Origin of the sequence: Bartonella sp. AP88XZML (assembly GCF_042195565.1) — a bacterium.
Lineage (GTDB): Bacteria > Pseudomonadota > Alphaproteobacteria > Rhizobiales > Rhizobiaceae > Bartonella.
The window spans coordinates 1-4276 of the sequence record NZ_JBHIOQ010000038.1 but is presented as its reverse complement, the minus strand read 5'-3'; the positions used below and the strand labels follow the sequence as shown (position 1 = coordinate 4276).

At 35.5% G+C, this 4276-nt stretch carries 7 protein-coding genes and 1 pseudogene; 4 read left to right on the top strand and 4 right to left on the bottom strand.

Features of this window, described 5'->3' with window-relative positions:
• The first annotated feature begins 230 nt into the window (after positions 1-230).
• Together ACFIK2_RS04250 and ACFIK2_RS04245 are read left to right on the top strand one after the other, a co-directional pair.
• Entirely contained in the window at positions 231-557 is a 327-nt protein-coding gene (locus tag ACFIK2_RS04250) for a hypothetical protein (RefSeq protein WP_375643762.1), read from the top strand.
• Positions 558-830: 273 nt separating this feature from the next.
• A pseudogene (locus ACFIK2_RS04245) lies at positions 831-1362 on the top strand (antA/AntB antirepressor family protein).
• Positions 1363-1410: 48 nt separating this feature from the next.
• Here the strand turns inward: ACFIK2_RS04245 and ACFIK2_RS04240 are convergent.
• Positions 1411-1839 (bottom strand): type II toxin-antitoxin system HicB family antitoxin, encoded by a 429-nt coding sequence (locus tag ACFIK2_RS04240; RefSeq protein WP_375633209.1) that lies wholly within the window; start codon positions 1837-1839, stop codon positions 1411-1413.
• Positions 1840-1908: 69 nt separating this feature from the next.
• The gene (locus ACFIK2_RS04235) at positions 1909-2100 is read right to left on the bottom strand and encodes a hypothetical protein (protein ID WP_375676920.1); all 192 of its coding nucleotides are present in this window, start codon (positions 2098-2100) and stop codon (positions 1909-1911) included.
• A gap of 237 nt (positions 2101-2337) precedes the next feature.
• On the opposite strand from ACFIK2_RS04235, the gene ssb reads away from it, so the two are divergent.
• Positions 2338-2784 carry a single-stranded DNA-binding protein gene (gene ssb, locus ACFIK2_RS04230; protein ID WP_375635091.1) on the top strand — a complete coding sequence of 149 codons (447 nt, stop codon included), beginning with the start codon at positions 2338-2340 and terminating at the stop codon, positions 2782-2784.
• 12 nt (positions 2785-2796) lie between these two features.
• Complete coding sequence (locus tag ACFIK2_RS04225; protein ID WP_375635090.1) at positions 2797-3339, top strand: hypothetical protein; 543 nt, start codon at positions 2797-2799, stop codon at positions 3337-3339.
• 2 nt (positions 3340-3341) lie between these two features.
• Here the strand turns inward: ACFIK2_RS04225 and ACFIK2_RS04220 are convergent, their stop codons facing one another.
• Entirely contained in the window at positions 3342-3764 is a 423-nt protein-coding gene (locus ACFIK2_RS04220) for a type II toxin-antitoxin system HicB family antitoxin (protein ID WP_375635089.1), read from the bottom strand.
• Positions 3765-3784: 20 nt separating this feature from the next.
• Positions 3785-3967, bottom strand: coding sequence for a type II toxin-antitoxin system HicA family toxin (locus tag ACFIK2_RS04215; protein WP_006589116.1), 183 nt, complete (start codon positions 3965-3967; stop codon positions 3785-3787).
• Between the last annotated feature and the right edge of the window lie 309 nt (positions 3968-4276).

Sequence of the window (4276 nt, the reverse complement as noted above, 5' to 3'; positions counted from 1 at the left end):
AAGCCTAGTGAAGAGCAACATAACAGTAGCAATTCTAAAGCGGCTTAAAACAGCAAAATAGTGAAAAGTGCTGATCATTTTGGGATTAGATATGCATTTAAATCGACAAAAAGGTACCATAAAAAGCGATTTAAAGATTTTACGATAAAAACCATATCCGCAATATAAAACGCTCTGTACGGTCAAATTTTAGGTAAATAGACCAATTGGTAAAATTATGGACTAAAAACATGAGAATATTAAAAGACCTGTTCTTAAAAAAGCGTAAACAACCCATGCAAAAAGAGTTTGTTGCAACAGCTGTTGGTTATGTTCCTTGGGGAGACGGAGCAGAGGAGTATTTTTACAACCTCTACGAATATGAAGACGGCACAAGAGAGTGTGAAAAGTTTGATGGTGGTCAGTATTACAAAACACCTAAGAATGCGGATTTCAGTACCAAAGCGCAAGTAAAAGCATGGGTTTACGGTGGGAATATTCCGAAAAGCGTTCTCAATTACGAACCTCTTATAGACGAGATCAATAGAGAGATTAAAAAGTTATCGGAAGTTGCTTGACAATATGGCAACATTATGTCTATTGTCGAATCAGGTGCCTGAAAAACACCTTGAATCGATAGCGGATAGATTGCCGACACAATCTTTTCTCCGCACATTAAAGACTTTGACTCATTGTATGTTACACACATATAATGGCTTTGTCGGGTGTGGTTACGCTATACAATACCTTTTATAGGGAAAGCGTAACGACGGACTATCGACCGTGTTTTTCAGCACCCGGCATCCTTTGTTTGATGTCAATGAAAAACCTCTAATCGATAGGAGTTCATTGTGAACATTCTTATAAAAATTACGGAACAAACAATTGATCAGGAAACTGTTCAAACGGTCAACGCACGCGAGTTGCATACGTTTTTGGAAATAGGAAAACGTTTTGCTACTTGGATTACAAACCGCATTAATCAATATGAATTTGAAGAAGGAAAAGATTTTATTTTAACGCTTCCCAAAATTGGGAAACGTAAAAATGTTATCAGTAATAGAATACCATCTCACTTTAGATATGGCAAAAGAGCTTTCCATGGTTGAACGCAACGAGAAAGGCAGACAAGCTCGTCGTTACTTTATCGAGTGTGAAAAAAAGTTAAAAAGCCAATCTGTTGATAATGACCGTGATACACGCTTTGATTTTCCAAAAGATTGGGATAAAATGTCTCCAACTAAAAAGGCTGTTTACATTTATGGCCCTCTCCACATGCATCTTGTCAAAGCCTTTACATTGGTAGAAGAAAGCAAATAGTATAAAACACTCATTGAAGAAGCAAAACAGGTTTTAGAAAAATCTGTTGTAAAAGCTGCTTAGATTTAAAAACATGATTTTATCTTCTCGTCTTCAAAGGCGAGGAGATAGTTAAGCCGCGTTTTTTATTGTAATAACGACTTGCTTGCCGAGAACACTCAGTGCTTGCTCTAAAGTTTGAAGCTTAGTTGGATAATTGGGGTCAAGAATGCGTCTTGCTTCTGTTTCTTTTTTACCCAAACGATGTGCCAATTCTGTTTTTGTAATATTCGCTTCATTAAAGGCTTCTACCACTGCGAGCTTAAGAGCATTCCACGCATCTACCGTAACTTCTACAAGGTCTTTGTACTGCCGTGGTGTAGGCAAAGGCAGACCGCGCATAGAATAGCTCCGTAATGCCAACCCTAAAGCTTCAACAGCATTCTCTAATGCCTCTACTCTATTTTCTCCAGCTGTTATTGCTTCAGGTACATCTGGAAAAGTCACAATAAAACCACCATCCGGATCAGTTTCAAATTTTGCTTGATACGTATATTCCATGTTTAGGTCTCCTCACTATGATCAAAATGTTTTTGAAACGAAAAATTAAAAACGTATGAAATACGAGTTTCATATTCCCAATTGTTTTTTTATTATCTTCACGTAAAGTAGCGTTAATTCACCCGATTTTATAACAGTTGTTTTGTCTCCAAAAGTTACCAAATAATGTGACCCTTTGCCTGCATCTGGAGCTTCACTGTAATGAAGACCTCTTTTTCTGGCTTCTTTGCGTAACTCTCTAAGCAGCGCTTCTCGTTTCATTTAGCCTCCCCTTAATTTGATAAAACCAATATCGCACAAAAAGGTTCGATTGTCAATAATAAATCAAGCAAAAAAGCCTCGCCTTTTTATAACACAGCTATTGAGTGAGTTTATCAAATAAGATTATAAAGTAATGCTTTAAAAAACTGTGATTAATTAACTGAAATAATTGAAAAAATAATAAAATTATGCTAAGATTTTTTACATATTTAAATACAAATTAAGGTAACAAAAAACATGCTAAACAAAGTGACATTAATAGGACGCCTCGGTGCTAACCCCGAAAGCAAAACCATGACTTCTGGAGCTGAAATAGTCAATTTTAGTATAGCAACTTCTGAAAGCTATACTGATAAAAAGACCAATCAAAAAATAGATAAAACGGAATGGCACTCCATTGTGGTTTTTAATCCACATTTAGCAAAAATTTCTCTTCAGTATCTCAGTAAAGGTTCAAAGGTTTACATAGAAGGCAAATTACAAACACGTAAATGGCAAGATAAAAATGGTCATGACCGTTACACAACAGAGATTGTCTTACCACAATTCAAAGGCGAGTTGTATTTGCTTGATGCCAAAAAAGAGCAATCGGCATTCCCTTCACCCATTACTTCTCAAAATTATGCTATCGCTTCAGGTGCTCAAGATTATAGAACCGCTCTTAACGATAGCGTCCCATTCTGATTGAAAAAAAATATGACAAAAAGAAAAAAACGTGCAAAACGCGGTCGTCCTCGGATTAAAGGATGTATCAGAGAACCAAATGGACGCATCTCACGAGCAAAAACACCGCATGAACCCATGGATAAATTGGCAATTGAAATGCGTGCCAAACGCTTCTGTTTGACCATAGAAGAGGCTAAAAATCCGCTTTCCGGTACCTATATCGGACGGCTTTATCTGCAAGGTGTGATTAATCAAGATCAGTATGATGCTGCACAAAAATATCTTGAAGTGAAAAACAATTACCTATGTGCAAAAGCCTTACCAAATGCAATTTATGATGACTTTACTCCATCTTTAAATGAAGAGGCAAAAAAACAATGGATTGAAAAAACTACTCATTACTATGAAGCAATGAAAGAGGTGCTAAAAGAAGCACAATGCCTTTATAGACAGCATAATCTTTATGCCGCACTACAATACATTGTTGTAGAAGAGCAATCGTTACCATATCTTGTTAATTCACTGTGTGTCGTTCTTAATGCGCTTCATAAGCATTTTACACAAAACCGCTAAATTCAAGCAGCATTTTGAATATTAATAGAGATCTCTTTTCCAAGAGCAATGAGAGTGGATTCCAAGGCATCTAATTTGGTTGCGTGGTTTAAATCCAACAATCGGTCAATTTGTGTTGGATGAAGTTTTAAAAGACGTACGAGATCAGCTTTGCGTAAGTTTTTTTCAATCATAGCGTTATGTATTGCAATTTTTAAAGTCACCAATGAAGATACTTCAACAAAAGGATAGGCAATATCACGATGTCCAAAGGGAATAGGTTCACGATCTTGAAAACGCCCCATAATGACTGTTAAAAGTGCATTTTTAGCCTGTTCCAAAGCCTCTTTTTCATCGTTACCATAGGTAATAAATTCCTGAAAGTCTTTAGAGACGACTAGAAGAGTATCATTGTCATCTTTGATAAATTTGATTGCATATTTCATTTACACCTCCATATTCAGGCTTATTTTAGGTCAAGATCTTTAAGAATCTTCTGGACTAATCCTGTTCCTAATTCTTTTCGCGTACCATGCATAGGTAAAACAGACTTTTTAGAACCGCGCTTTACAAGCAAATGTCCACCTTTCCCTGAAGTAAAACTGCAACCATGCTTTATAAGATATCTTTTCAATTCTTGACTATTCATTATAATAATATAACATCTAAAATGTTTCAATGCAACATAAATGTTGTATTGAAGGAAAATAAAGAATATCTTTTAAAACACCATATTTAGGTAAAAAAATAAAAAAAACACAATATATTGATTTTTTTGTTGACAATATGTGAAAAGTCGTATTTAATGACGCTGCTGTACTGGTCGAATTGCGTCCAAAATTCAAAAATATCCTCTAAAAATTTAGTAAAATGTGATCTTGAAACGTGGCTAGAAAGCCCTGTTTTCTTGCTAATTCTGGCTAATTAATTTTTCAAAGAATAAAAATCAATATTTGAC